This is a genomic window from Streptomyces sp. NPDC053048, assembly GCF_044547045.1.
In the GTDB taxonomy this organism is placed as follows: domain Bacteria; phylum Actinomycetota; class Actinomycetes; order Streptomycetales; family Streptomycetaceae; genus Streptomyces.
In genome coordinates this window covers 500,074-523,139 of sequence record NZ_JBITZS010000001.1, presented here as the reverse complement: position 1 = coordinate 523,139, position 23,066 = coordinate 500,074, and the positions used below count along the sequence as shown (strand labels likewise).

Here is a 23,066-nt window from a genome sequence, read left to right as displayed (position 1 = left end):
TGCGCCCAATTGCCGGGGATTCAAACGTGAGATAGCTCACCGACTTCGCGGGCGCAAGCGGATTTCTCCTAGTGTGGTCCGCGGTGACTTCCTTCCCGGAGCTCGACTCCTCCTCCATCCCCTGGACGAACGCGACCACGGTCTGGCGTGCGCTGCTCGCGCTGGCGGTGGTCTTCGTCATGCTCGCCACGACCGGCTGGACGGCGGTCAGAAGCCACGCGGCGGGCGCCGACCCACGCGCGGCCTCGCTCAAGGAATGGCGGCACGGCTCCATAGGCGGCCGGCCGCTCCCCTCCCCCACCGCGGACGCCACGACCGTGACGCGCTTCTTCACCTCCCTCACCGGCGCCCAGCGCGAACGGCTCGCCGAGCACTACCCCCTGGTCGTCGGCAACCTCGCCGGCGCCCCCGTCGAGCTGCGCTACCAGGCCAACCGGATCGCCCTCGCCAAGGCCCGCAGGACCGAGGAGCACCGCACCCACGACAGCGGGCTCACCCCCGCCGGCCGCTTCGAGGCCGGCCGCCGGATGCACCGCTTCGCCTCGCTGCTGGCCGACGGCCGCCAGATCCTGGCCTTCGACGCGAGCGGCGCCGGGCGCGTCGCGGAGGTCTTCGGCGACCTCGACCGCGCCGAGCGCGTCTCGGTGGTGGTCCCGGGCGTCGACACCAACGTCCTGACCTTCGAGCGCTCCCAGCGCGCCTACAGCGCGCCGGTGGGCATGGCCCGTTCCCTCTACGCCGCCGAGGGGAAGGCCGGACCCGGCACCAGAACGGCCGTCATCGCCTGGGCCGACTACACCTCGCCCGTCGGCGTCGGCATCGACGCCGCGACCGGCAAGCTCGCCGCCGAGGGCGCGCTGCGCCTGCGCAAGCTGGTGCGCACCCTGCCCGGCGACTCCCGCGTCTCGCTGTTCTGCCACAGCTACGGCTCGGTGGTGTGCGGCGTGGCCGCCCGGGAACTCTCCCCGCGCGTCACGGACGTGGCGGTGGCCGGCAGCCCCGGCATGCGCGCCGAGCACGTCTCCGACCTGCGCACCAGCGCCCGCGTCTGGGCCATGCGCGACCCGGACGACTGGATTCAGGGCGTGCCCCACATGGAGGTCGGCGGCCTCGGCCACGGCGCCGACCCGGTCTCCGCGGGCTTCGGCGCCCGGGTGCTGTCCGCCTCCGGTGCCCGTGGCCACACCGGCTACTTCGAACCCGGCACCACCAGCCTCGCCAACTTCGCCGGCATCGGCGTGGGCGCGGCCGGCTCCCTCCGGTGCGCGGGTGACACCAGTGACTGCACAGCCGGTCTGGACCAGGGGCGTTCCGTCCCCGTCGCGTGACGCGCGTAGCGCCGGGAGGGGGGACGGGCGGACGGGCGCCGCTTACGATGAGCGGCATGGGTGATGTGCTGGCCGGTTTCCACACCGTCTGGGAGTTCGACACCGACTCCGTGCTCATCCGCTTCGAACGGGGGATCCGCACACCGAAGCTGCTCCAGGTGCTCGGCGAGCGGCGCATCCCCTACGAAGCGCTCTCGGCCGTCGAACAGGCCCAGGGAAGGCATGGGACGGTGGTGCTGCGCGCCGTGCCCAGACCCGGCGCCGACCCGCTGGTCGAGGCGGCCGACGGCCAGCTCAGGGAGGGCAGCGACCCCTACCGGCTGGTCCTGCCGGCCGAGCGCGAACTGCTCGCCGAGTACTACGCCGAGCGGATACGGGCCGAGCTCGGCCCCGCCGCCGGCGAGCCGGCCGAGCGTCATCTGGTGGCGGCCCCGGTGCCGCCGCCGTCCTTCAAGGCCTACGACGGCAAGGCGTCCTTCGACGGCCGGGCCGTCTCCTTCCGCTGGTTCAGGACCGGCGCCTCCTCCGCCAAGTGGCGGGCGGGCGACCAGCGTTTCGCCGTCGACGAGCTGACCGGCGTCCACTGGCGCTCCCCCGACGCCCCCGGCGGCCATCTGCGGCTCGTCCGCCGCGACGGCCACGGCACCCGGCCGGGCGCCGCCGACCAGGACCCGGCGGCCGTCGTCTTCGGCACCGGCTACGGCCTCGTCCACGAGTCGCTGCCGTTCGCGGCCGCGGTCCTGGCGGCCGTACGGGCCAAGGCGCCCGCCCCGCCCGTCGTTTCGGTGCCCGCCGCCCGGCCCGACCCGGGCGGGATCGCCGAACGCATCCGCCACCTCGGCGAGCTGCACGACGCCGGGCTGCTGACGGACGACGAGTTCAGCGCGAAGAAGGCCGAGCTGCTGGCGGAGCTGTAGGGCGCACCGTCCCCGGCACGGCGCGGGACGGTCTGTGATACCCCGGTATGACCCGCGGAAACGGCACCCTGGGGTGACGCCCCGGTCCCGGGGCGGACCTAGGCTGGACGGGCCATGCGCCACACGCCCCTCGCCTTCGTACGCGATCTCTTCACGCCCGCCGGACCGCCGGAGCCACTGCTCGGCCGGTCCGGGCGCGTCTTCGTGCGGCGGCTGCCGTACGGGGTCGCGTTCCTGTTCGTCGTCATCCTGCTGCCCGTCACCGCGTCGTTGCTCTTCCGCGAGTACGGGATGAACACCGCGCTCGCCCTGGCGTTCGCCGTCGCGCAGACCGTGCCGCTGCTGGTCGCCGTGCGCAGGCCGCTGCTGGCCTGGGCGATCGCGTTCTGGGCCGACGTGGCGTGCGCGATGGCGACGCCGCCGCGGCCGGAGCTGCCGGGCGGCATCGCCTGGCCGTGGTCGCCGCCGGTGATCATCGGCCTGCTGCTGCTGATGTTCGCGGTCGGCCTGCGCGAGCGCCCGCGGACCTCCGTCGCCGTCTGGGGGCTGGTCACAGGAGCCGGCGCCGTCCTCGAATCGGTCGTCTCCCCGCGCGGTGGCACCGGTACGTGGGTGCTGCCGGTCGTCCTCGGCGGCATGCTGATGCTGCTGGGCGGCGCGCTGCGCAAGAGCAGCACGGCCCAGCGGGCGCTGGCCGAGCAGGAGACCATCAGCGAGGCCGAACGGGCTCGCCGCACCCTGCTGGAGGAGCGCACCCGCATCGCCCGCGAGCTGCACGACGTGGTCGCCCACCACATGTCCGTGATCACCGTGCAGGCCGACAGCGCCCCGTACCGCATCGCCGGGCTGCCCGAGGAGGCGCGCGAGGAGTTCGGCACGATCGCCGCCACCGCACGGGAGTCGCTGACCGAGATGCGCCGGCTGCTGGGCGTGCTGCGCAGCGCCGAGCCCTCCGGCGCGGCGGAGGCCGACGGGCGGGCACCGCAGCCGGGCGTCGCGCGGATCCCCCAACTGGTCGAGGCGACGGTGCGGTCCGGGCTGCCGGTGGAGCTGTCGATGCCGGATCCGCTGCCCGGGGCGCTGCCGCAGACCGTGGACCTGTCCGCGTACCGCATCACGCAGGAGGCGCTGGCCAATGTCGTCCGGCACGCCCCGGGCGCGGCCACCCGGGTGTCGGTGTCCGTGGACGACGAGGGCGGGAGCCTGATGGTCCTGGTGGTCAACGCCCCCGCGCCGGACGGCGACGCGCCGCCGCTGGAGACCGGCGGCACGGGCCACGGCCTGGTGGGCATGCGGGAGCGGGTGCGCCTGGTCGGCGGCACACTCGACACCGGCCCGCTGCCGGACGGCGGCTTCCGGGTGGCGGCCAGGCTCCCGTTCGGTACCGAGACAGAAGAGGAATCCCCCACCGCATGACCATCAAGGTGATCATCGTCGACGACCAGGCCATGGTGCGGGCGGGCTTCGCCGCGCTGCTGGCCGCGCAGAGCGACATCGACGTCGTCGGCGACGCCGCGGACGGCCGGCAGGGGGTGGAGCTGAGCCGCCGCGCCCATCCGGACGTGGTGCTGATGGACGTCCGCATGCCGGAGATGGACGGCCTGGAGGCGGCCCGGCGGATCCTGGAACCGCCCGCCGGGGTGACGCACCGGCCCAAGGTGCTGATGCTGACGACGTTCGACGTCGACGACTACGTCTACGAGGCCCTGCGCGCGGGCGCGTCCGGCTTCCTGCTCAAGGACGCCCCGCCCGCCGACCTGATCTCGGCGGTGCGGGTGGTGGCGGCGGGCGAGGCACTGCTGGCCCCCTCCGTCACCCGCCGGCTGATCGCCGACTTCGCCGCGCGGCCCGCGCCGCGGCGCAGGCGGTCGGTGCGGCTGAACGGGCTGACGCCCCGGGAGACGGAGGTGCTGGAGCTGATCGCCCGGGGGCTGTCGAACCAGGAGATCGCGGCGCGGCTGGTGCTGGCCGAGCAGACGGTCAAGACCCACATCGGCCGGGTCCTGGCGAAGCTGAGCCTGCGCGACCGGGCGCAGGCGGTCATCTTCGCCTACGAGTCCGGTCTGGTGACCCCTGGCGACTGACCGCCCGCGCCGCCCGCGGGCTACTCGCGGCCGGCCGAGGTGAAGGCCATGTCCGGGTAGCGGTCGCCGGCCACCTTGCCCGCGACCGGCTCGAGGGAGGCGAGTTCACCGGCCGTCAGCTCGATGCGGGTGGCCGCGGTGTTCTCCTCCAGGCGGGAGCGGCGCCGGGTGCCGGGGATCGGAACGACCGTCAGGCCGTGGACGGCCGCCCGCTGCTGGGCCCAGGCCAGGGCGACCTGGCCGAGGGAGATGCCGCGCGCCTCGGCGATGGCCCGCACCGGCGCGAGCAGAGCCGCGTTGGCCTCGGCGTTGTCGCCGCTGAAGCGCGGCAGGGTCCGGCGCCAGTCGTTGCTCGACAGCTCCTTGACGGCGTCGGTGAACGTGCCCGTCAGGAAGCCGCGGCCGAGCGGCGAGTAGGGCACCAGGGCCACTCCCAGCTCGCGGGCCGCCGGCACGACGCCCGCCTCGATGTCCCGGCTGAACAGCGACCACTCCGACTGCACGGCGGCGATCGGGTGCACGGCGTGCGCCTCGCGCAGCTCGTTGCCGGTGACCTCGCTCAGGCCCAGGTGCCTGACCTTGCCCTCGGCGACGAGCTCGGCCATGGCGCCGACCGACTCCTCGATCGGGACGGCGGGGTCGCGGCGGTGCATGTAGTACAGGTCGATCTCGTCGACGCCCAGCCGCCGCAGGCTGCCCTCGATCGCCTTGCGCAGGTACGGGCGGTCGTTGCGGATGACGCGGTCCGCGGGGTTGTCGGGGTTGGCGTCGATCGCGAACTTGGTGGCGAGCACCACCTGTTCGCGGTGGGCCTGTACGAAAGGCGCGAGGAACTTCTCGTTCTCGCCGTTGCCGTACATGTCGGCGGTGTCGAAGAGCGTGACGCCCAGTTCCAGCGCCCGCTCCAGCGTCGCCCTGGCCTCGGCCTCGTCGGTGGGGCCGTAGGCGAAGCTCATGCCCATGCAGCCCAGGCCCTGGACGCCGACCTCGGGTCCGTCGTTGCCGAGGGTGACGCGTGCGATCGTGTCGTTGGTCATGTGTCCGTCATGCCCTTTCGGACGCCCGGCGGGCGTCGGCATAGATGTCGATCTTGTAGTCGAGGACCTCGAGCGTGCTGCGCAGCTCGGCGAGGCGCGCCCGTACGTCCTCGCGGTGCGCGCTCAGCAGCCGTTCCCGCTCGGGGAAGGTGTGGTCGCCCTGGCGGACGAGCTCCGCGTAGCGGACCATGTCGGCCACCGGCATCCCGGTCAGCCGCAGCCGGCCCACCAGGTCCAGCCAGTCGAGGTCGCGGTCGGTGTAGCGGCGCTGTCCGGTGTGGGAGCGGTCGACGTGCGGCATCAGGCCGATCCGCTCGTACCAGCGCAGGGTGTGCGCGGACAGCCCCGCGTACTCGGCCACCTCGCTGATCGTGTAGCGCTCCCGGCCCTCCGGCCGCCGCTGACGCTGCCGGTCGAGCTCCAGGCACCCGGGCGTCTCGACCGGCCGGCTGTCCATCACTGTCATGCCGTTCCCCCTCGCCAACCTCTGCGTGGTCTCCCACGCTAGAGAGTTGGAGTGCACTCGAAGCAAGCGGGATCCGGCGTGATCCGACAAGCGCGTTAGGCTCCTGGCCATGGAGAGCCTGCGCAGGATCGAGAACTGGCCGGTGGAGACCGCGGCGGCGGCCGTCGTACGGGCCGACGGCACGCTTGCCGGTACGCACGGCCCGACCGGGCACCGGTTCGCGCTGGCGTCCGTGACGAAGCCGCTGGCCGCGTACGCCGCGCTGATCGCCGTCGAGGAGGGCGCGGTCGAGCTGGACGAGCCGGCGGGCCCGCCCGGATCCACCGTCCGCCACCTGCTGGCGCACACCTCGGGCCTGGCCTTCGACGAGCACCGCTCGATGGCCGAGCCGGGCACCCGCCGCCTGTACTCCAACGCCGGCTTCGAGCAGCTGGGCGACCACCTCGCCAAGGCGACGGACATCCCCTTCGCCGAGTACCTGCGCGAGGCCGTGCTGGAGCCGCTGGGCATGACGTCGACGCACCTGGCGGGCTCGCCCGCCAAGGACGGCGTCTCCACGGTGGACGACCTGGCGCGCTTCGCGGCCGAGCTGCAGGCACCGCGGCTGCTGTCGCGCGAGACGCTGGACGAGGCGACGACGGTGGCCTTCCCCGGCCTGACGGGCGTACTGCCCGGCTACGGGCACCACCGCCCCAACGACTGGGGGCTGGGCTTCGAGATCCGCGACGGCAAGTCCCCGCACTGGACGGGCACGTCGTCCTCGCCCCGCACGTACGGCCACTTCGGCCAGGCGGGCACGTTCCTGTGGGTGGACCCGGACGCGGGCGCGGCCTGCGTCGCCCTGGCGGACCGCCCCTTCGGCTCCTGGGCGATCGAGGCCTGGCCGTCACTGACGGACGCGGTGCTAGCCGAAATCAGCCCGGCCGGCGTTTGAGGCCAGAGCACAGCAGCCCGGCCGGCGGCGCCTGAGGCCAGAGCACACCAGCCCGGCCGGCGCTTGAGGCCTTACGGGAAGGAGCGGGGTGGGGGAAACAGCCCTGACCTCACCCGAAGTGCGGCTCGGCATGCATCTCCCACGCCAGCAGCTCGGCCGAACCAATGGCCTCGGCGGTCAGCCCCTGCGCGTCCAGGACCCGCGCCGCGTCCCCCTCCCGCAGCACCTCCCCACCCAGCCGCACAACCCCCCGCACCACATGCACGTACAACCACGGCGCATCCGGCAGCGCCGTCCGCTCCGCACCCCGCAGGCGCCGCACGTGCAGCACCGCCTCCGCCCGCGCCAGCGCGTACGGCGTGTTGTCGGCGATACCGCGCACCACCTCGTACGCGGGCTCCCCGTCGAATTCGGACGGGGTCAGCCACATCTGGACGAACCGCAGCGGAGCGGACCCGGCGTTGCGCTCCACGTGCCGCACGCCCGAGCCCGCGCCGAGCCGCTGGACGTCGCCGGGGCGAATCGTTTCGACGTGCCCGGCGGAGTCCTCGTGGGTGAGCTCGCCCTCCACCACCCAGGTGACGATCTCCACATCCCGGTGCAGGTGCTCCTCGAAGCCGGCGCCACCCGCCAGCCGCTCCTCGTTGCAGGCGGCGAGCGGACCGAAGCGCACGTTGTCGGGGTCGTAGAAGCCCGAGAACGAGAAGGCGTGCCAGGTCTCGATGCCGGCCGCCGGATCCCCGCCGCGGAACCTCTCGGCCGCTCGTTGCACGTACATCATCGGCCCACCGTAGCCCCGTGGAGCGCCCCGCAGGGGCCCGGCGGCCCCGTACCGCACCCGAATAAGGCAGGCTTGTCCCCGTGCCCGAACCAGTTGCTGACACCCCGCACCCGCACAGCGCCACTCTGCGCAACCTGGAGAAGTCCTCCGGAACGCTGGCCGCCGCGGCCATCGCCCGGATGGACGCCCAGCTGTCGTGGTACCGGGCGATGCCCCCGGAGAACCGGTCCTGGATCGGCCTGGTCGCCCAGGCCGGCATCGCGGCGTTCACCGAGTGGTTCCGGCACCCGGAGACCCCGCAGGCCATCAGCACCGACGTGTTCGGCACCGCCCCGCGGGAGCTGACCCGGGCGATCACGCTGCGCCAGACCGTGGAGATGGTCCGCACGACCATCGAGGTCATGGAGTCGGCCATCGACGAGGTGGCCGCGCCCGGCGACGAGTCGGCGCTGCGCGAGGCGCTGCTGGTGTACGCCCGGGAGATCGCCTTCGCCACCGCCCAGGTGTACGCGCAGGCCGCGGAGGCGCGCGGCGCGTGGGACGCCCGGCTGGAGTCGCTGGTGGTCAACGCGGTGCTCTCGGGCGAGGCCGACGAGGGCGCGCTGTCCCGGGCCGCGGCCCTGGGCTGGAACGCCCCCGCGCACGTCTGCGTGGTGCTGGGCACCGCCCCCAACGGCGACAGCGAGCTGACGGTGGAGGCGATCCGCCGGGCCGCGCGGCACGCGAAGCTGCAGGTCCTGACCGGTGTGCTGGGGGCCCGGCTGGTGGTGATCGCGGGCGGTGCGGAGAATCCGCTGCAGGCCGCCAAGGCGCTGATCGGCCCGTTCGCCGCCGGACCCGTGGTGGCCGGCCCGGTGGTCGGCGACCTGCTGGCGGCGACCCGCTCGGCCCAGGCCGCGGCGGCCGGGCTGAAGGCCTGCGCGGCCTGGCCGGACGCTCCTCGTCCGGTGCTCTCCGACGACCTGCTGCCCGAGCGCGCGATGGCCGGCGACCCGGCTGCCCGTGAGCAGCTGGTGGAGGAGATCTACAGACCACTGGAGGAAGCGGGCTCGGCCCTGCTGGAGACGCTGAGCGTCTACCTGGAGCAGGCGAGCAGTCTGGAGGGGGCGGCGCGGATGTTGTTCGTCCACCCCAACACCGTGCGATACCGCCTCCGACGTGTGACGGATGTCACCGGATGGTCACCCTCCGATGTCCGCTCGGCCTTTACGCTGCGGATCGCCCTGATCCTCGGGCGCCTGGCCGACGCCGAGTAGCCCCCTTAGGCTTTTGTCGAACGTCCACAATTCCCCTGACGGTTCTTGGTCCCTGTCCCCACGGGTGGCCGATACCGTCCCCGAGAGAGAGTGTGAGGGTGCTCGTACTCGTCGCTCCCGGCCAGGGCGCTCAGACGCCCGGCTTCCTGACCCCCTGGCTCGACCTCCCCGGCGTCGCGGACCGCCTTCGGGAGTGGTCGGCCGCCATCGACCTGGACCTCGTCCACTACGGCACGAACGCCGACGCCGACGAGATCCGTGACACCGCCGTGGCCCAGCCGCTGCTCGTCGCGTCCGCCCTGGTGTCGGCCGGACAGCTGTTCCCCTCCCGGGACGACTTCGCCCGCCTCGTGGGCGCCGCCGCCGGGCACAGCGTGGGTGAGCTCGCCGCCGCCGCGCTGACCGGTGTGCTCTCCGAGCGGTCGGCGATGGAGCTGGTGCGCAAGCGCGGTCTGGCGATGGCCGAGGCCGCCGCCGTCACTGAGACGGGCATGTCGGCGCTGCTCGGCGGCGAGCCGGACGTCGTCCTGCCGCACCTGGAGAAGCTCGGCCTGACCCCCGCCAACGTCAACGGCGCCGGCCAGATCGTGGCCGCGGGCACCGCGGAGCAGCTGGCCGCCCTGGAGGCGGACAAGCCCGAGGGCACCCGCCGCGTGGTGGCGCTGAAGGTGGCGGGCGCGTTCCACACCCACCACATGGCCCCGGCCGTCTCGGCCCTGGAGGCCGCGGTCAAGGAGCTGGACGCCGCGGACCCCCACACCCGTTACGTCTCCAACAAGGACGGCCGGGTCGTGACCCGCGGTTCCGAGGTCGTCGAGCGCCTGGTCGGCCAGGTGGCCAACCCGGTCCGCTGGGACCTTTGCATGGAGACCTTCAAGGAGCTGGGCGTCACTGCGATGATCGAGGTGGCCCCCGGCGGCACCCTCGTGGGGCTGGCCAAGCGCGCCCTGCCGGGCGTGAAGACGCTCGCGCTCAAGACCCCGGACGACCTCGAGGCCGCCCGCGCGCTCATCGCCGAGCACGCCGCCGGCGCCGCCGTGTCCCCGGCCGAATAAGGAGTCCCGAGAGCATGACCTCGAAGATCAAGCCCGCGAAGGGCGCCGCGTACGCGCGCATCATGGGCGTCGGCGGCTACCGCCCCACCCGGGTGGTGCCGAACGAGGAGATCCTCAAGCACATCGACTCCTCCGACGAGTGGATCCGCTCCCGCTCGGGCATCGCCACCCGCCACTGGGCCGGTCCGGACGAGACCGTGACCGCCATGTCCCTCGAGGCGGCCGGCAAGGCCATCGCCGACGCGGGCATCGCGCCCGAGCAGATCGGCGCCGTGATCGTCTCGACGGTGTCGCACTTCAAGCAGACCCCGGCCGTCGCGACCGAGATCGCCCACAAGGTGGGGGCCGGCAAGCCCGCCGCCTTCGACATCTCGGCCGGCTGCGCCGGCTTCGGCTACGGCCTGACCATGGCCAAGGACATGGTGACCGGCGGCTCCGCCGAGCACGTCCTGGTCATCGGCGTCGAGCGGCTGTCGGACCTGACGGACCTGGAGGACCGCGCGACGGCCTTCCTGTTCGGCGACGGTGCCGGCGCCGTGGTCGTCGGCCCGGCGAACGAGCCGTCCATCGGCCCCGTCGTCTGGGGCTCGGAGGGCGACAAGGCCGAGACCATCAAGCAGACCGTGGCCTGGGACGTCTACCGCGAGGAGACGGACGTCCGCTTCCCCGCCATCACCCAGGAGGGTCAGGCGGTCTTCCGCTGGGCCGTCTTCGAAATGGCGAAGATCGCCCAGCAGGCGCTGGACGAGGCCGGGGTCAGCCCCGAGGACCTGGACGTCTTCATCCCGCACCAGGCGAACATGCGGATCATCGACTCGATGGTCAAGACCCTCAAGCTGCCCGACAGCGTGACGGTCGCCCGCGACGTGGAGACCACCGGCAACACCTCCGCGGCCTCCATTCCGCTGGCCATGGAGCGCCTGCTGGCCACCGGCGCGGCGAAGAGCGGGGACACCGCGCTCCTCATCGGTTTCGGGGCGGGTCTCGTGTACGCCGCCACGGTCGTTACCCTCCCCTAGGCGAGATCCACGGAACCGGGCCCCCGTCCGGTCACCGCACGGCTCACCGCCTCTGCAGTTTCCTTGAGCAGTTCCACCGCACTATCGATAGAAGGAGCGCCACATGGCCGCCACCGAGAAGGAGATCCTCGACGGTCTCGCCGAGATCGTCAACGAGATCGCCGGCATCCCCGTCGAGGACGTTCAGCTGAACAAGTCCTTCACCGATGACCTGGACGTCGACTCGCTGTCCATGGTCGAGGTCGTCGTCGCCGCCGAGGAGCGCTTCGACGTCAAGATCCCGGACGAGGACGTCAAGAACCTCAAGACCGTCGGTGACGCTGCCGACTACATCCTGAAGCACCAGGACTGATCCAAGCGTTCGTCGCCACCCCGGCGGTGGCGGTTCCAGCACCTCTACACGTGGAGACAATTCCTGTGAATCCGACCAATCGCACCGTGGTCGTCACCGGTATCGGCGCAACCACACCGCTGGGTGGCGACAGCGCATCGACCTGGGAAGGGCTGCTCGCCGGGCGTTCCGGCGTCAAGCCCCTGGAGGGCGAGCGGTTCGCCGAGCTGCCCGTGCGCATCGCCGCGCCCGTGGCCGTCGACCCCGCCGACGTCCTTCCCCGCCCGCTGCTCCGCAAGCTCGACCGTTCGGCGCAGTTCGCCCTGATCGCCGCGCGCGAGGCGTGGGCGGACGCGGGCTTCACCGCCAAGGCCGGCGAGGACACCTCCGTGGTGCCCGAGCGCCTCGGCACGGTCGTCGCCTCCGGCATCGGCGGCGTGACCACCCTCCTCGACCAGTACGACGTGCTCCGGGAGAAGGGCGCCCGCCGCGTCTCCCCGCACACCGTGCCGATGCTGATGCCCAACAGCCCCTCCGCCAACGTCGGCCTGGAGGTGAACGCCCAGGCGGGCGTGCACACCCCGGTCAGCGCATGCGCGTCGGGCGCCGAGGCCATCGGCTACGCCTACGAGATGATCCGCTCCGGCCGCGCCGACATCGTGGTCGCCGGCGGCACCGAGGCGGCCATCCACCCGCTGCCCGTCGCGGCGTTCGCCAGCATGATGGCGATGTCCAAGAACAACGACGAGCCCACCAAGGCCTCCCGCCCCTACGACAAGGCCCGTGACGGCTTCGTCCTCGGCGAGGGCGCCGGCATCGTCATCCTCGAGTCGGCCGAGCACGCCGCCAAGCGCGGTGCCCGCGTCTACTGCGAGGTGCTGGGCCAGGGCCTGTCCGCGGACAGCCACCACATCGCCCAGCCCGAGCCCACCGGCCGCGGCATCGCGGCGGCGCTGCAGAACCTGCTCGACACCACCGACCTCAAGCCGTCGGAGGTCGTGCACCTCAACGCGCACGCCACCTCCACCCCGCAGGGCGACGCGGCCGAGATCAAGGCGCTGCGCAAGATCCTCGGCGACGACCTCGACCACGTCGCGGTCTCCGCCACGAAGTCGATGACGGGCCACCTGCTGGGCGGCGCCGGCGGCATCGAGACGGTCGCCACCGTCCTCGCGCTGCACCACCGCACGGCCCCGCCGACCATCAACGTCGACGACCTGGACGAGGACATCGACGCGGACGTCGTCCGCAACGAGCCGCGCCCGCTGCCCGAGGGCTCCATCGCGGCGATCAACAACTCGTTCGGCTTCGGCGGCCACAACGTGGTCCTGGCGCTGCGCACGGTCTGATCCGCGAGCGCGCGAGCGTAACCAAGGGCCCGGCCCGGTCACCGCGGTGACCGGGCCGGGCCCTTCGCGTTTCCTCGAGGGGCTCCCGGGAGCCCCTCAGACCACCTGGTGCAGCCAGCGCACCGGCGCACCCTCGCCGGCATAGCGGAAGGGCTCGAGCTCGTCGTCCCACGGTTTGCCGAGGAGCTTGGCGAGCTCGGCCTCGAGGTCGCTCTCGCCCCGGCCGGCCCGCGCGAGGGCGGCCCGCAGCCGGTCCTCGGGGATCAGGATGTCGCCGTGGATGCCGGTGACGGCGTGGAAGATGCCCAGATCGGGCGTGGAGCTGTAGCGCTCGCCCTCGGCGGTGGCGCAGGGCTCGGCGGCCACCTCGAAGCGCAGCAGGTGCCAGCCGCGCAGCGCGGAGGCGAGTTTGGAGGCGGTGCCGGGCCGGCCCTGCCAGGAGAATTCCGAACGCCAGGTACCGGCGGCGGCCGGCTGGCGGATCCAGTCGAGGGTGACGCGCAGCCCGAGGACGCCGGCTACCGCCCACTCGACGTGCGGGCACAGCGCGCGCGGCGCGGAGTGCACGTACAGAACTCCACGTGTCGTCACCTGGACCTCCCGTGCGGTTCGAGGTTCGCCTTCCCCAGCGGCCTCGCACCCGTACCGGTCCCGCCCGGGGCAGCAGACATTCTGCCCCAATGGCCACTCCCGCACCAGCTCGCGAGGTTACCAACAGTAAACACCATCGGGAGCATTTCTCCTGAAAAGGGACAGGATGTGACGTGTTGTGATTTGGTGGCGCCGCCGTACGAAAGATGCCGGGCGGACCCGATCACCCGGGGAAAAGCTACCGTGCGGCGACCCGCCCGGGGTGACGTACCGTCGGTCCCGGACAGATATCACCCGGCCGGAGGGGGAATCACGATGGGCGCCAGCACCAGGCGAAGGCGGTCCGGAATCGTACGGACGGCGGTGGCCCTGCTCTCGGCGGCACTGCTGGTCACGGGCTGCGACGACGGCCGAACCGAGAGCAAAGCCGCTGTCGCGAAGCCGAGCCCCACCCGCCCGGCCTGGAACACCAGGCCCACATCGATCGCCTCGCTCGGCGACTCCATCACCCGTGGCTTCGACGCCTGCTCGGTGCTCGAGGACTGCCCCGAGGTCTCCTGGGCCACCGGCACCGCCGTCGACAGCCTCGCCCGCCGCCTGCTGGCGTCCCCGCAGACCAGCAGCTGGAACTACGCCCGTACCGGCGCCCGCATGGCGGACCTGCCGGGCCAGGTGCGCTCCGCCGTCGGGCACAGGCCGCAGCTCGTGACCGTGCTCCTGGGCGCCAATGACGCCTGCCGCAGGAATGTGGCCGAGATGACGCCGGTGGAGTCCTTCCGCGCGGACTTCAAGAGCTCCCTCGACGAACTGCGCCGCACCCTGCCGAGGACCCAGGTGTACGTGGCCGGCGTCCCGGACCTTATGCGGCTGTGGTCGGAGGGCCGCAAGAGCGTGATGGGCCGGCAGATATGGAAGCTGGGGTCCGTCTGCCCGTCGATGCTGGCCGACTCCGAGGCGGTGGACGCGGCGGCGAAGGAACGCCGCGAGCAGGTCGCCAAGCGGGTCGGCGAGTACAACGCCGTACTGAGGGACGTCTGCGAGCAGGACGAGCTGTGCCGCTACGACGGCACCGTGCACGCCTACGGCTTCACCGGGCAGCAGCTGAGCAAGTGGGACTGGTTCCACCCCAGCAAGGAGGGCCAGGCCGAGCTGGCCACGCTGGCCTACCGCACGATCACGGCGACCCGGAAGCCCAACGCCTAGGGCGTACCGGGCGGTTCGGCGGACGGACGGGAGAAGGAGCGGGGCCTGTCAGGTGGCCCCGCCCCTGCCCGGGTGACGGCCGGAGAGCCGGCCGCACACGGCCCGAGCCCCTGCAGGCGTCGCGGACGCGACCAAGGCACCGGCGCCCGTACCCTCGCCCCGGACAGCCGGTGCCGCGCGCGCCCGCGCGCAGGCGCGGGCCGTGGCAGGCGGCGGACGCGGAATCCCGCGCCCGCCGCCTGCCCGCACGCTATCCGATGAACGGGCCGATGTCCTAAGCGAGTTCACCCGCAGCGGGGACGGCGGCCGTCACTCGCCGCTGTCGGCGGCCGAGCGGAGGCCGACGCCGGTGATGCCCTCCCAGTCCGTCAGCACTTCCACCAGCGGGTGCGCCGAGCTCTTGCCCTCCAGACTCAGCACGACCCCGGCCTCCTTGCCCCTGCTCCCGCCCTTGCCGGGCCCTTCCCGGGCGGCCGGGTCGGCGTCGACGTGCACTTCGGTGACCCGGAAGCCGTGCCTCGTGCACAGCTCGAGCACCCTGCCCAGCAGCCCTCGGCGCGTCCGGTAGGACAGGCTCAGCTCGACCCGTTCGGTGCTCACCAGCTGCCGGGTCACCAGCGTGAAGCCGCGCACCACCAGGAAGTGCACCCCGGTCGCGGCAGCCCCGAGCAGCGGCAGCCCGCCGGCGCACGCCATGCCGACCGCGCAGGTTAGCCAGATCGTGGCGGCCGTCGTCAGGACGCGCACCGCGTCCCGGCGGACGAAGATGAGACCGCCGCCGATGAAGCCGATTCCGGAGACGATCTGTGCCGCCACCCGCGACCCGTCCAGGCGGGTGTCGCCCTCCAGATCGGATAATGCGCCGAAGCCGTGGATCGAGATCTCCATGAACAGCGCGCTGCCCACCCCGACCAGGGTGTGCGTGCGCAGCCCCGCGCTCTTCTGCTGCAGCTCGCGCTCGAGGCCGATGAGCGAGGACAGCAGGAGCGCGAGGGCCAACTCGGTGAATTCCCTGATGCCTTGCCCGGCGCCGGGGTCGAACAGCGGAGCGGCCATGAGGTGTCCGGCGGATATGAGCGGGTCCATGAAGAGCTGCGCTGCATCCATCCCGCCATTGTGGCCTGAAATCACCTGTGAACGAAGAGAGTTGACATGCCCCTATCGCCGAAGGCGGTCACGGTGATTTCCTTCCGCACCATGAGACCCGATAATTTCCTCCCGATATCCCGCAGGGCTCGTCTCGGCACCTTGGGCGTCACCCTGCTCGCCTGCGTCCCGCTCGCCCTGGCCGCCCCGGCCGGCGCCGCTCCCGCCGGCCCGGCCGCCCCCGCCCTCACGGTGGAGGAGCAGCGGCTGACCGGTGCCGTGCCGCGGGAGATCCTGCGCCGCAGCGGCTTCGACGACGTGGCGCCCGGCTTCGCCCGCGCCCTGGCCCGTACGCGCGGTCCGGCGCAGGCCGAGCGGCTGGTGACGGACGACGGGCGGCGGCTGTGGCGGCGCGCCGTGGACCGGGCGCAGGGCCGCGGTCCGGCCGGCGGGGACCTGAGCCGCGACGACGACCGCCCGCTGTACTGGGCGCGCCTGGGCATGACGCGGGCGCTGCGCGAGTGGCGGCCCGCGTTCGCCCTGGACGAGCGGGCGCGCGCCGCCCTGCTGGCGAAGGCGGAGCGCACCACGCGCGGCCAGGACGCCATCGCCCTGCCCGCCGGGAACGCGGTCAAGCGCGTGCTGATCACCGGCTTCGACCCGTTCCAGCTCGACGCCGACGCCCGTCGCTCCAATCCCTCGGGCGCGGCGGCGCTGGCGCTGGACGGCACCACCGTCGAGACCCCGGCGGGCCCGGCGCGCGTCGAGGCGGTCGTCTTCCCGGTGCGCTGGGCGGACTTCGCGGACGGCACGGTCGAACGGACGCTGCTGCCCCACTTCCGGCCCGGACCGCGGCGGGTGGACCTGTTCACGACCATCAGCCAGGGCCGTCCCGGCCGTTTCGACGTGGAGCGCACCAACGGCGCCTGGCGCGGCGGCTATCCGGACAACGCGAACGTCTCGCGCACCGAGACCGTACCCGTGCCGCCGGGCGTGCCGACGGTGACGCCGCAGCCGCAGTGGACGACGACCTCGCTGCCGTACGGCGCGATCACGGCCGCGCGGACCGGCCCGTTCCCGGTCCTCGACAACACCGCCGTCACCGAGATCCCGGCCGGTGGGACGCAGGAGGTCGACCGCCCGGACGGGCCGACGCCGGGCTCGACGGCCCGCGCGGGCGGCGGGGGCGACTACCTCTCCAACGAGATCGCCTACCGGGCGACCCTGCTGCGCGACGCGGTGCGGCTGAAGGTTCCGGGCGGGCACCTGCACACGCCGGTGCTGAGGTTCGGGCAGGGCAACACCGATCCGGCGACGGGGCAGGTCACCGACCCCGAGTTCGTGCGGGAGCGACTGGCGATCACCGCACAGATCCGGTCGGTGATCGCGGTGGCCGTGGGCAGCGGCACTCGGTCATGATGGGCCGGTGATCATCGCAGCGGCACAGTTCACCGCCCGGCCGCTCGACGTGGCCGCCAACGTCGAGCGCATGGCCGGCTTCGTCACCGAGGCCGGCGAGCGGGGTGCGGCGCTCGTGGTCTTCGCCGAACTGGCCGTCACCGGCTACGAGCCGGCCGCCGTCGCGGGCGACCCGGACGCCCTCACCATGGCGCCGGACGACCCCCGGCTCTCCCCCGTCCGCGACGCCTGCCGGGCGGCGGGCGTCGCGGCGGTGGTGAACTGCGCGGGCCGGGTGCCGGCCGGGCCGACGATCAGCTCGTTCGTGTACGGGCCGGACGGCGCCGTGCTCACCCGCTACGACAAGGTGCGGCCGACGGGGACGGAGACCGCGGCCGGCTTCGTGGCGGGCACGACGGACGGCCGCTTCACCCTCCACGGCACCGCTTTCGGCCTGGTCGTCTGCTACGACGCCCACTTCCCCGACCTAGCGGCCCGCGCGGCCGCGGACGGCTGCCGGGTGCTGCTGGCCTCCTCCCTGTACGGACGCGGCGCCGGGCAGGCCGAACGCCGGGAGATCTTCCCGGCACTGGCGAGGGACAACGGACTGCGCGTCCTCCTGGCCAACCACGTGGGCCCGGCCGGCCCGTACGACGCGTGCGGGCGCAGCGCGGTGTGGGGGCCGGACGGAGCGGTTCTGGCGGAGGGGTCGGAGGCGGGGGTGGAGTTGGTGCTCCACAGCCTGTCCGGCGTTTGAGGACCGGGGGTCCGGGGGGGGAGCCCCCCGGTTACGGGAAGGGGCGGGGTGGGGGAGAAAACTGCCTCTCGGCGCCACCGGCCCCGTCGTCCCCGCCCTCCCCCAAAAGATCCCGCACCAGCATCGTCGCCCCGGCAACGGCACCCGGCATCACGAACACCGCAACAAACGGCACCAGGAACAGCAGAGCCAACGGCACCCCGAATCCCAAGGTCAGCAGCTTGCGCGAGCGCAGCAGCCGCAGCCGCTCCCCCAGCCGCACCCCGCGCCGCTGCAGGGCGACGGCCGTCAGTTCCTCGGCGAGGAAGAAACCGGAGACGCAGAAGCCGATGGCGGGGATGACGGTCTGCCCGATGACGGGCACGAAGCCCAGCGCGAACAGCAGGACGCCCCACACCGCCACGCGCAGCAGCACGGCGAGGCTCTCGCGGGCCGAGATCCACAGCTCCCGCCACAGCGGCAGGCCGGACTCGGGGGCGCTGCCGCCCTCGGCCAGGTCGACCCGCTCGGACAGCGACTCGTAGAAGGGCTGCCCGACCAGCAGCGTCACCGCGGTGAAGGTGATCAGCGAGAGCAGCAGGCCGGCGCCGAAGAACAGCGCCATCAGCGTGCCGCGGAAGATCCCGAGCCAGGGCGAGGCCCAGTCGTCGGCGAAGGGCGTGGCCCAGCCGACGAAGTCGTCCGCCCAGAAGGCGAGCACGATGATCGCCGCCGCGTACCCGACCAGCGTGATCAGTCCGGGCAGCAGCCCGAACCCCCATTGCCGGCGGTTGCGCCCCACCCAGCGCTGGCCCTTGGCCAGGTACGTCATGCCCGCAACAAGATCTCGCATGGCGGGAAAGCGTAGCGGCTCGGCGGAAATGCGATCGTCGTGTTCGCGGAGGCGGCCGGGCGTCAGGCGACGTCGAGGGTGACGTCGACGTTGCCGCGGGTGGCGTTGGAGTACGGGCAGACCTGGTGGGCCTTCTCGACCAGGGCCAGCGCCGTGGCCCGGTCGACGGCCGGGATGGTGGCCGAGATGGCGACGGTGAGGCCGAAGCCGCCGTCGGGGGTCTTGCCGATGCCGACCTGGGCGGTGACGGTCGAGCCGGAGATGTCGGCCTTCTCGCGGCGGGCGACGACGCCCAGCGCGCTCTGGAAGCAGGCGGCGTAGCCGGCGGCGAAGAGCTGCTCGGGGTTGGTGCCGACGCCGCTGCCGCCGAGCTCCTTCGGCGGGTTGACGACGACGTCGAGCTGACCGTCGTCACTGGCGACGCGGCCGTCACGGCCGTTCTCGGCGGTGGCGACGGCGGTGTAGGCGACCTCTACGGGCTGAACGGACATGCTGTCTTTCCTTACGGGGAGTACGGGGAGTACGGGGAGTACGGGGAGTACGGGGAGCAGGAGAGGGGGAATCGGTTCAGCGGTCGAGGCTGACGATCATCTTGCCGGTGTTCTCGCCACGCAGCAGGCCGAGGAAGGCGTCCAGGGTGTTCTCGACGCCGTGGACGAACGTCTCGGGGTTCTTGAGCTCGCCCGAGCGCAGCCAGCCGCCGACCTCCTCGACGAACCGGGGGCGCAGCGCGCCGTGGTCGGTGACGATCATGCCCTGCATGCGGATGCGCTTGCCGAGGAGCAGGGCGAGGTTGCGCGGGCCGGGCGTCGGCTCGGTGGCGTTGTACTGGGCGATCAGGCCGCAGACGGTGATCCGGCCGTGCGGGTTCATGACGGTGAGGGCCGCTTCCAGGTGCTCGCCGCCCACGTTCTCGAAGTAGACGTCGATGCCGTCGGGGGCGGCCGCCTTCAGCTGGTCGACGACGGGCCCGTCCTTGTAGTTGAACGCGGCGTCGAAGCCGTACTCCTCCGTCAGCGCTCTGACCTTGGCCTCGGAGCCCGCGCTGCCGATGACGCGCTTGGCGCCCTTGAGCCGGGCGATCTGGCCGACCACGCTGCCGACGGCGCCCGCGGCGCCGGAGACGAAGACGGTGTCGCCCTCCTTGAAGGAGGCGACCTCCAGCAGGCCGGCGTAGGCGGTCATGCCCGGCATGCCGAGCACGCCGAGGTAGGCGGAGAGGGGGGCGGCCTGCGGGTCGACCTTCGTCGCGCGGGCCGCGTCGACCAGCGCGTACTCGCGCCAGCCGAGGCCGTGCAGGACGTGGTCGCCGGGCGCGAAGCCCTCGGCCCGGGAGGCGACGACCTCGCCGACGGCGCCGCCGTCCATGGGCTCGCCGAGGCGGAAGGGCGGGATGTAGGACGGGCGGTCGTCCATCCGGCCGCGCATGTACGGGTCCACCGACAGGTGGATGTTGCGGACCAGGATCTGCCCCTCGCCGGGCTCGGGCACGGCGACCTCGCGCAGCGCGAAGTCCTCGGGGGTGGGCCAGCCCTGCGGGCGGGCGATCAGGTGCCATTCACGGCTGGTGGCGGGCGTGGCGGACATGGGACCGAGACCTCCAATGTTTCATGAACTGAAACAACCATGCGCCTCGATATTTCACATTGTCAAGCAAAGGAGTAGCCTGGTTCGTATGACGCCCCAGACTCCGCGGCCCGATGCCCGCCCCGACGCCCTGACCCTCGAGGTGGTCGAACTCGTCGGAACGGTCGTGGCGCGCTACTACGAGGAGTACGAGGAGGCGGCGGCCAAGCACTCCCTGACCGGCGCCCAGGCGCGGGTGCTGGCCCTGCTCTCCCGCGAGCCCATGCCCATGCGGCGCATCGCCCAGAAGCTCAAGTGCGAGCCGTCGAACGTCACGGGGATCGTCGACCGGCTGGAGGCCCGCCGCCTGGTCGAGCGCCGCCCCGACCCGGACGACCGCCGCGTCAAGCTCGCCGCCGTCACCGACGAGGGCCGCGGGACGGCCGGCCGGCTGCGGGAGTCGCTGAACTTCGCGCGCGAACCGCTGGCCGGCCTCTCGGCCGAGGAGCGCACCGTCCTGCGCGACCTGCTGCGCCGGATGCTGGGCGAGGAGATCTAGCCCCGCCGACCGGCCCTGTCGGCCAGCCCCGCCGACCGGACCCCTCCGGGCCGCGACGGGGCCGCTACCCCAGCGCCCCGACCCCGCCCCGGGCCCGCAGCGCGTCGGCCGTCACGACCGTGCCCAGGCGCGGCATGTCCAGCGTCACCGACGCCCGGTGCTCCTCGGCGGTCAGGGCGCCCATGGCGTCCTCCACGAACACCACCTCGTAGCCGTGGTCGACCGCGGCCCGCCCGGTCGACTCCACGCCCAGGTTGGTGGCGATCCCGGCCAGCACGAGCGTGCGCACGCCGCGCTCGCGCAGCCGGTCGTCGAGCCCGGTGCCGTGGAAGGCGCCCACGGTCCGCTTGACGATCTCGATGTCGCCCGCTTCCGCGATCCCCTCGAGCAGCCCGCTGCCGGGCGGCTGCTCGGCGAGGCCGGGCCGTTCCACCCGTACGACCACGACCGGTGCCCCCGCCGCACGGAAGACCCGCGCCAACTCCGCCGCCTTTCCTGCGACTTCGTCCCCCGATCGTGGCGCGAGCGGCAACGCCACGACGCGTTCCATGAGATCGACGAGGACGAGTGCGGTGCGCTGGGGGTCGAATTCCGTCATGGCCAGACCGTACCGGCCGCGACCACGGCGTGGGCGGCCTCCGGACCAGCTCACGGCTGCCGGGAGGTAAAGCTTGCGCGAAAGGGGGACTTCACGCGGCCGCGCCGCAACTCCGGCCGTTTGCCGATCGATCGCGCGGACCGGGCGCGCGTACGCCACGATGGCCCCCATGAGACCGGCTACTGACCCCCTGCCCGGCGGCACCGCGGCCTTCGGACCGCTGGACTTCCAGCTCGTCCTGCTGCGCCGGATGGCCGACCACCAGCCCGGCCTGGTCGAGGACGCCCTGCGCGAACTGGGCGTTCCGCGCGCCGCGATGCGCGAGGCCAACCGCCGCTGGCAGGCCATGCTGCACGCCCCGCGCCGCCGCGGCGCGGGCCCCCGCTACCGCTCCGTGCTCGGGCCGCCCGAGACGCTCGCCGAGCGCCGGGTCGGGGACCTGACCTTCGAGGCGATGACCTGGCCGGTGCCGCTCTGGCCGGACCTGCGGTTCGAGGTGCTGACCGCGCCCGGCGGGGTGGTCTGGAACGAATGGCTGGTCCGCGCGCCCGGCGCGCACTCCCCCGTGCCGCGCACGGTCGAGGAGCTGCTGCCCTGGTCGTGCACGGTGGACGAGGTGGCGCGGGCGTTCCCGCCCGCCCGGCCCATGGAGGGCACGGCCCCCACCCGCTGGCGGCTCGCCTTCACGGCCCCGGACGCCACCGGGCGGCGGGGCGAGTACGTGGCGGAGTTCACCTGGGGGCTCTTCCAGCGCCTGGTGCCCTGAGATCCGGGGCGAGGCGGCCGCGTCTCGCACCACAGGGGGAGGCGAATGGGCCGATCGGCCGAGGCGCGGGCGCCGGGACGCTCCCTAGGTTGGACGCCATGTCCCGCCGTCGCCTCCCCGCCCTCGCCCTGCTGCCGGCCCTCGCGGCCGTGCTGCTGGCCGTCTGCGCGCTGGGCGGCTGCGCCGCGCTGGGCGCCGGGACCGACAAGCCCATCGGCGGCCCGGCGCGGGCCGAGGAGCCCTCGCGGGTGTCCATCCCCTCCATCGGCGTGGACAGCCCGCTGATCCGGCTGGGCCTGAACGAGGACAGGACCGTCCAGCTCCCGCCCGCCGACAAGGGCATGACAGCCGGCTGGTTCACCGGCAGCGTCCCGCCCGGCACTCCGGGAGCCGCCGTGATCATCGGCCACGACGACCCCCGGGACGGCAAGGCCGTCTTCCACGACCTGGGCCGGGTCACGCGGGGCACCGCCATCGACGTCCGGCGCGGCGACGGCAAGGTCCTGCGCTTCTCCGTCACCGGCACCGAGAAGGTCGCCGGGAACGCCTTCCCCGCCCGCAAGGTCTACGGGGAGACCAAGGAGCGGGCGCTGCGCCTGGTCACCTGCGCCGGCGACCCGCACGACGACGGCCACCGGACGGAGAAGCTGATCGTCTACGCGACGCTGGCGCCCTGACGGGACCGGGGCACCGCCCGGCTCAGGCGAGCTCCGCCGCCAGCGTGATCGTCGTACCGGCGAGGGCCTGGCTGACCGGGCAGTTCTTCTTGGCGTTCTCGGCGGCCGCGACGAAGCCCGCCTCGTCCAGGCCGGGCACCTCACCGCGGACGGTGAGGTGGATGCCGGTGATGCCCTCGCCGGGCTGGAACGTCACCTCGGCCTTGGTCTCCAGCCGGGTGGGCGGGGTGCCCTCGCCCGTCAGGCCGTGCGAGAGGGCCATGGAGAAGCAGCTGGAGTGTGCGGCCGCGATCAGCTCCTCCGGGCTCGTCTTGCCGTTGGCCGCCTCGGCGCGCGAGGGCCAGGAGACCGGGTACTCGCCGATGCCGGACGACTCGAAGTTGACGACGCCGCTGCCCTTGAGCAGCTCGCCCTCCCAGGCAGTGGTCGCGATGCGGTTGGTGGCCACGCTGTTTCCTCCCATGAAGAACAGGTCA

Annotated in this window: 26 protein-coding genes; 16 read left to right on the top strand and 10 right to left on the bottom strand. The window is 73.1% G+C overall.

Going from position 1 to position 23,066, the window contains the following annotated elements; all coding sequences use genetic code 11:
- Positions 1-83 precede the first annotated feature (83 nt).
- From ACIG36_RS02600 to ACIG36_RS02585, 4 genes are all read left to right on the top strand, one after another.
- Positions 84-1,328, top strand: a complete 1,245-nt coding sequence (locus tag ACIG36_RS02600; RefSeq protein ID WP_399920659.1) for an alpha/beta hydrolase — start codon at positions 84-86, stop codon at positions 1,326-1,328.
- Positions 1,329-1,384: 56 nt separating this feature from the next.
- Positions 1,385-2,245 carry a DUF4429 domain-containing protein gene (locus ACIG36_RS02595; RefSeq protein WP_399920656.1) on the top strand — a complete coding sequence of 287 codons (861 nt, stop codon included), beginning with the start codon at positions 1,385-1,387 and terminating at the stop codon, positions 2,243-2,245.
- Between the two features lie 114 nt (positions 2,246-2,359).
- On the top strand, positions 2,360-3,661 hold the full coding sequence (locus ACIG36_RS02590; protein WP_399920653.1) for a sensor histidine kinase: 1,302 nt from the start codon (positions 2,360-2,362) through the stop codon (positions 3,659-3,661).
- Positions 3,658-4,329, top strand: coding sequence for a response regulator (locus ACIG36_RS02585; protein WP_399920650.1), 672 nt, complete (start codon positions 3,658-3,660; stop codon positions 4,327-4,329). The genes ACIG36_RS02590 and ACIG36_RS02585 overlap by 4 nt, the downstream gene beginning before the upstream one ends.
- A gap of 20 nt (positions 4,330-4,349) precedes the next feature.
- On the opposite strand, the gene ACIG36_RS02580 is transcribed toward ACIG36_RS02585, so the two are convergent.
- Both ACIG36_RS02580 and ACIG36_RS02575 read right to left on the bottom strand, forming a co-directional pair.
- On the bottom strand, positions 4,350-5,366 hold the full coding sequence (locus ACIG36_RS02580; RefSeq protein WP_399920647.1) for an aldo/keto reductase: 1,017 nt from the start codon (positions 5,364-5,366) through the stop codon (positions 4,350-4,352).
- 7 nt (positions 5,367-5,373) lie between these two features.
- Positions 5,374-5,823 (bottom strand): MerR family transcriptional regulator, encoded by a 450-nt coding sequence (locus ACIG36_RS02575; protein ID WP_399922151.1) that lies wholly within the window; start codon positions 5,821-5,823, stop codon positions 5,374-5,376.
- Between the two features lie 118 nt (positions 5,824-5,941).
- Between ACIG36_RS02575 and ACIG36_RS02570 the strand changes: the two genes are divergently transcribed.
- Positions 5,942-6,766, top strand: coding sequence for a serine hydrolase domain-containing protein (locus ACIG36_RS02570; RefSeq protein ID WP_399920644.1), 825 nt, complete (start codon positions 5,942-5,944; stop codon positions 6,764-6,766).
- A 109-nt stretch (positions 6,767-6,875) separates the two neighbouring features.
- On the opposite strand, the gene ACIG36_RS02565 is transcribed toward ACIG36_RS02570, so the two are convergent.
- On the bottom strand, positions 6,876-7,547 hold the full coding sequence (locus tag ACIG36_RS02565; protein ID WP_399920640.1) for a pirin family protein: 672 nt from the start codon (positions 7,545-7,547) through the stop codon (positions 6,876-6,878).
- 80 nt (positions 7,548-7,627) lie between these two features.
- Here ACIG36_RS02565 and ACIG36_RS02560 point away from each other — a divergent pair, with 80 nt between their 5' ends.
- From ACIG36_RS02560 to fabF, 5 genes are all read left to right on the top strand, one after another.
- On the top strand, positions 7,628-8,803 hold the full coding sequence (locus tag ACIG36_RS02560; protein WP_399920637.1) for a PucR family transcriptional regulator: 1,176 nt from the start codon (positions 7,628-7,630) through the stop codon (positions 8,801-8,803).
- Positions 8,804-8,901: 98 nt separating this feature from the next.
- A complete protein-coding gene (locus tag ACIG36_RS02555; protein ID WP_399920634.1) occupies positions 8,902-9,858 on the top strand; it encodes an ACP S-malonyltransferase in 957 nt (318 codons plus the stop codon).
- 14 nt (positions 9,859-9,872) lie between these two features.
- Positions 9,873-10,877: a ketoacyl-ACP synthase III gene (locus ACIG36_RS02550; RefSeq protein ID WP_399920631.1), complete on the top strand. Its 1,005-nt coding sequence runs from the start codon at positions 9,873-9,875 to the stop codon at positions 10,875-10,877.
- Positions 10,878-10,980: 103 nt separating this feature from the next.
- Complete coding sequence (locus ACIG36_RS02545; protein WP_399920628.1) at positions 10,981-11,229, top strand: acyl carrier protein; 249 nt, start codon at positions 10,981-10,983, stop codon at positions 11,227-11,229.
- 65 nt (positions 11,230-11,294) lie between these two features.
- Entirely contained in the window at positions 11,295-12,557 is a 1,263-nt protein-coding gene (gene fabF / locus ACIG36_RS02540) for a beta-ketoacyl-ACP synthase II (protein ID WP_399920625.1), read from the top strand.
- 96 nt (positions 12,558-12,653) lie between these two features.
- Here the strand turns inward: fabF and ACIG36_RS02535 are convergent, their stop codons facing one another.
- Positions 12,654-13,148 carry a DUF3145 domain-containing protein gene (locus ACIG36_RS02535; protein WP_399920622.1) on the bottom strand — a complete coding sequence of 165 codons (495 nt, stop codon included), beginning with the start codon at positions 13,146-13,148 and terminating at the stop codon, positions 12,654-12,656.
- Between the two features lie 315 nt (positions 13,149-13,463).
- Here ACIG36_RS02535 and ACIG36_RS02530 point away from each other — a divergent pair, with 315 nt between their 5' ends.
- Positions 13,464-14,351 (top strand): SGNH/GDSL hydrolase family protein, encoded by an 888-nt coding sequence (locus tag ACIG36_RS02530; protein ID WP_399920619.1) that lies wholly within the window; start codon positions 13,464-13,466, stop codon positions 14,349-14,351.
- Between the two features lie 309 nt (positions 14,352-14,660).
- On the opposite strand, the gene ACIG36_RS02525 is transcribed toward ACIG36_RS02530, so the two are convergent.
- The gene (locus ACIG36_RS02525) at positions 14,661-15,458 is read right to left on the bottom strand and encodes an MgtC/SapB family protein (protein ID WP_399920617.1); all 798 of its coding nucleotides are present in this window, start codon (positions 15,456-15,458) and stop codon (positions 14,661-14,663) included.
- Positions 15,459-15,548: 90 nt separating this feature from the next.
- Between ACIG36_RS02525 and ACIG36_RS02520 the strand changes: the two genes are divergently transcribed.
- A complete protein-coding gene (locus tag ACIG36_RS02520) occupies positions 15,549-16,856 on the top strand; it encodes a pyroglutamyl peptidase (RefSeq protein WP_399920613.1) in 1,308 nt (435 codons plus the stop codon).
- Between the two features lie 7 nt (positions 16,857-16,863).
- A complete protein-coding gene (locus ACIG36_RS02515; RefSeq protein WP_399920610.1) occupies positions 16,864-17,592 on the top strand; it encodes a carbon-nitrogen hydrolase family protein in 729 nt (242 codons plus the stop codon).
- A gap of 31 nt (positions 17,593-17,623) precedes the next feature.
- On the opposite strand, the gene ACIG36_RS02510 is transcribed toward ACIG36_RS02515, so the two are convergent.
- From ACIG36_RS02510 to ACIG36_RS02500, 3 genes are all read right to left on the bottom strand, one after another.
- Complete coding sequence (locus ACIG36_RS02510) at positions 17,624-18,424, bottom strand: EI24 domain-containing protein (RefSeq protein ID WP_399920607.1); 801 nt, start codon at positions 18,422-18,424, stop codon at positions 17,624-17,626.
- 62 nt (positions 18,425-18,486) lie between these two features.
- Positions 18,487-18,915, bottom strand: a complete 429-nt coding sequence (locus tag ACIG36_RS02505; protein WP_399920604.1) for an organic hydroperoxide resistance protein — start codon at positions 18,913-18,915, stop codon at positions 18,487-18,489.
- A gap of 76 nt (positions 18,916-18,991) precedes the next feature.
- Positions 18,992-20,011 carry an NADP-dependent oxidoreductase gene (locus tag ACIG36_RS02500; protein WP_399920601.1) on the bottom strand — a complete coding sequence of 340 codons (1,020 nt, stop codon included), beginning with the start codon at positions 20,009-20,011 and terminating at the stop codon, positions 18,992-18,994.
- Between the two features lie 88 nt (positions 20,012-20,099).
- Between ACIG36_RS02500 and ACIG36_RS02495 the strand changes: the two genes are divergently transcribed.
- Positions 20,100-20,549 (top strand): MarR family winged helix-turn-helix transcriptional regulator, encoded by a 450-nt coding sequence (locus ACIG36_RS02495; protein WP_399920598.1) that lies wholly within the window; start codon positions 20,100-20,102, stop codon positions 20,547-20,549.
- A gap of 64 nt (positions 20,550-20,613) precedes the next feature.
- On the opposite strand, the gene ACIG36_RS02490 is transcribed toward ACIG36_RS02495, so the two are convergent.
- Positions 20,614-21,147, bottom strand: a complete 534-nt coding sequence (locus tag ACIG36_RS02490) for an isochorismatase family protein (RefSeq protein WP_399920596.1) — start codon at positions 21,145-21,147, stop codon at positions 20,614-20,616.
- A gap of 169 nt (positions 21,148-21,316) precedes the next feature.
- Between ACIG36_RS02490 and ACIG36_RS02485 the strand changes: the two genes are divergently transcribed.
- Together ACIG36_RS02485 and ACIG36_RS02480 are read left to right on the top strand one after the other, a co-directional pair.
- Positions 21,317-21,913, top strand: a complete 597-nt coding sequence (locus ACIG36_RS02485) for a hypothetical protein (protein ID WP_399920593.1) — start codon at positions 21,317-21,319, stop codon at positions 21,911-21,913.
- 98 nt (positions 21,914-22,011) lie between these two features.
- Entirely contained in the window at positions 22,012-22,590 is a 579-nt protein-coding gene (locus tag ACIG36_RS02480) for a sortase domain-bontaining protein (RefSeq protein WP_399920589.1), read from the top strand.
- Positions 22,591-22,612: 22 nt separating this feature from the next.
- Here ACIG36_RS02480 and ACIG36_RS02475 read toward each other — a convergent pair whose 3' ends face one another.
- On the bottom strand, positions 22,613-23,038 hold the full coding sequence (locus ACIG36_RS02475; RefSeq protein ID WP_399920586.1) for an OsmC family protein: 426 nt from the start codon (positions 23,036-23,038) through the stop codon (positions 22,613-22,615).
- Between the last annotated feature and the right edge of the window lie 28 nt (positions 23,039-23,066).

Bases quoted from the DNA above. Each gene is read 5' to 3' on its own strand.
- ACIG36_RS02595 (WP_399920656.1), top strand. From the start codon at position 1,385: ATGGGTGATGTGCTGGCCGGTTTCCACACCGTCTGGGAGTTCGACACC.
- ACIG36_RS02590 (WP_399920653.1), top strand. From the start codon at position 2,360: ATGCGCCACACGCCCCTCGCCTTCGTACGCGATCTCTTCACGCCCGCC.
- ACIG36_RS02585 (WP_399920650.1), top strand. From the start codon at position 3,658: ATGACCATCAAGGTGATCATCGTCGACGACCAGGCCATGGTGCGGGCG.
- ACIG36_RS02580 (WP_399920647.1), bottom strand. From the start codon at position 5,366: ATGACCAACGACACGATCGCACGCGTCACCCTCGGCAACGACGGACCC.
- ACIG36_RS02575 (WP_399922151.1), bottom strand. From the start codon at position 5,823: ATGGACAGCCGGCCGGTCGAGACGCCCGGGTGCCTGGAGCTCGACCGG.
- ACIG36_RS02570 (WP_399920644.1), top strand. From the start codon at position 5,942: ATGGAGAGCCTGCGCAGGATCGAGAACTGGCCGGTGGAGACCGCGGCG.
- ACIG36_RS02565 (WP_399920640.1), bottom strand. From the start codon at position 7,547: ATGATGTACGTGCAACGAGCGGCCGAGAGGTTCCGCGGCGGGGATCCG.
- ACIG36_RS02550 (WP_399920631.1), top strand. From the start codon at position 9,873: ATGACCTCGAAGATCAAGCCCGCGAAGGGCGCCGCGTACGCGCGCATC.
- ACIG36_RS02545 (WP_399920628.1), top strand. From the start codon at position 10,981: ATGGCCGCCACCGAGAAGGAGATCCTCGACGGTCTCGCCGAGATCGTC.
- ACIG36_RS02530 (WP_399920619.1), top strand. From the start codon at position 13,464: ATGGGCGCCAGCACCAGGCGAAGGCGGTCCGGAATCGTACGGACGGCG.
- ACIG36_RS02525 (WP_399920617.1), bottom strand. From the start codon at position 15,458: ATGGATGCAGCGCAGCTCTTCATGGACCCGCTCATATCCGCCGGACAC.
- ACIG36_RS02520 (WP_399920613.1), top strand. From the start codon at position 15,549: ATGAGACCCGATAATTTCCTCCCGATATCCCGCAGGGCTCGTCTCGGC.
- ACIG36_RS02510 (WP_399920607.1), bottom strand. From the start codon at position 18,424: ATGCGAGATCTTGTTGCGGGCATGACGTACCTGGCCAAGGGCCAGCGC.
- ACIG36_RS02505 (WP_399920604.1), bottom strand. From the start codon at position 18,915: ATGTCCGTTCAGCCCGTAGAGGTCGCCTACACCGCCGTCGCCACCGCC.
- ACIG36_RS02500 (WP_399920601.1), bottom strand. From the start codon at position 20,011: ATGTCCGCCACGCCCGCCACCAGCCGTGAATGGCACCTGATCGCCCGC.
- ACIG36_RS02495 (WP_399920598.1), top strand. From the start codon at position 20,100: ATGACGCCCCAGACTCCGCGGCCCGATGCCCGCCCCGACGCCCTGACC.
- ACIG36_RS02490 (WP_399920596.1), bottom strand. From the start codon at position 21,147: ATGACGGAATTCGACCCCCAGCGCACCGCACTCGTCCTCGTCGATCTC.
- ACIG36_RS02485 (WP_399920593.1), top strand. From the start codon at position 21,317: ATGAGACCGGCTACTGACCCCCTGCCCGGCGGCACCGCGGCCTTCGGA.
- ACIG36_RS02480 (WP_399920589.1), top strand. From the start codon at position 22,012: ATGTCCCGCCGTCGCCTCCCCGCCCTCGCCCTGCTGCCGGCCCTCGCG.